The sequence below is a fragment of the Streptococcus mitis genome (assembly GCF_002096815.1).
Taxonomy (GTDB): Bacteria; Bacillota; Bacilli; order Lactobacillales; family Streptococcaceae; genus Streptococcus; species Streptococcus mitis_AD.
Map to the genome: position 1 here is coordinate 1 of NZ_NCVJ01000003.1, position 1,223 is coordinate 1,223.

Here is a 1,223-nt window from a genome sequence, read left to right on the forward strand (position 1 = left end):
GCGAGCCAATCAGCCTCAACAAGTGCAAGCCAATCAGCAAGCACATCAGCTTCTGAATCAGCCTCAACAAGTGCGAGTCAATCAGCAAGCACATCAGCTTCTGAGTCAGCCTCAACAAGTGCGAGCCAATCAGCAAGCACGTCGGCGTCTGAGTCAGCATCAACAAGTGCAAGCCAATCAGCAAGCACGTCGGCATCTGAATCAGCCTCAACAAGTGCATCAGAATCAGCAAGCACATCGGCTTCTGAATCAGCCTCAACAAGTGCGAGCCAATCAGCAAGCACAAGTGCCTCTGAGTCAGCATCAACAAGCGCGAGCCAATCAGCAAGCACATCAGCTTCTGAGTCAGCATCAACAAGTGCAAGCCAATCAGCAAGCACATCAGCATCAGAATCAGCATCAACAAGCGCGAGCCAATCAGCAAGCACATCAGCATCAGAATCAGCCTCAACAAGTGCGAGCCAATCAGCAAGCACATCGGCATCTGAATCAGCATCAACAAGCGCTTCTGAATCAGCAAGCACATCAGCATCAGAATCAGCATCAACAAGTGCGAGCCAATCAGCAAGCACATCAGCGTCTGAGTCAGCATCAACAAGCGCGAGCCAATCAGCAAGCACATCAGCATCAGAATCAGCATCAACAAGTGCGAGCCAATCAGCAAGCACATCGGCATCTGAATCAGCATCAACAAGTGCGAGCCAATCAGCAAGCACATCAGCGTCTGAGTCAGCATCAACAAGCGCGAGCCAATCAGCAAGCACATCAGCATCTGAATCAGCATCGACAAGTGCGAGCCAATCAGCATCGACAAGTGCCTCTGAGTCAGCGTCAACAAGTGCGAGCCAATCAGCAAGCACAAGTGCCTCTGAGTCAGCCTCAACAAGTGCGAGCCAATCAGCAAGCACATCAGCTTCTGAATCAGCATCGACAAGTGCCTCTGAGTCAGCGTCAACAAGTGCGTCAGAATCAGCAAGCACATCGGCCTCTGAATCAGCGTCAACAAGTGCGAGCCAATCAGCAAGCACATCAGCATCTGAATCAGCATCAACAAGTGCGAGTCAATCAGCAAGCACAAGTGCCTCTGAGTCAGCATCAACAAGTGCGAGCCAATCAGCAAGCACATCAGCATCTGAATCAGCCTCAACAAGTGCAAGCCAATCAGCAAGCACATCAGCTTCTGAGTCAGCCTCAACAAGTGCAAGCCAATCAGCAAGCACGTC

At 50.9% G+C, this 1,223-nt stretch carries 1 protein-coding gene; it reads right to left on the reverse strand.

Annotation, left to right across the window (positions count from 1 at the left end):
• Positions 1-77: 77 nt before the first annotated feature.
• Positions 78-1,028 carry a hypothetical protein gene (locus B7696_RS10475; protein WP_239822180.1) on the reverse strand — a complete coding sequence of 317 codons (951 nt, stop codon included), beginning with the start codon at positions 1,026-1,028 and terminating at the stop codon, positions 78-80.
• Positions 1,029-1,223 lie beyond the last annotated feature (195 nt).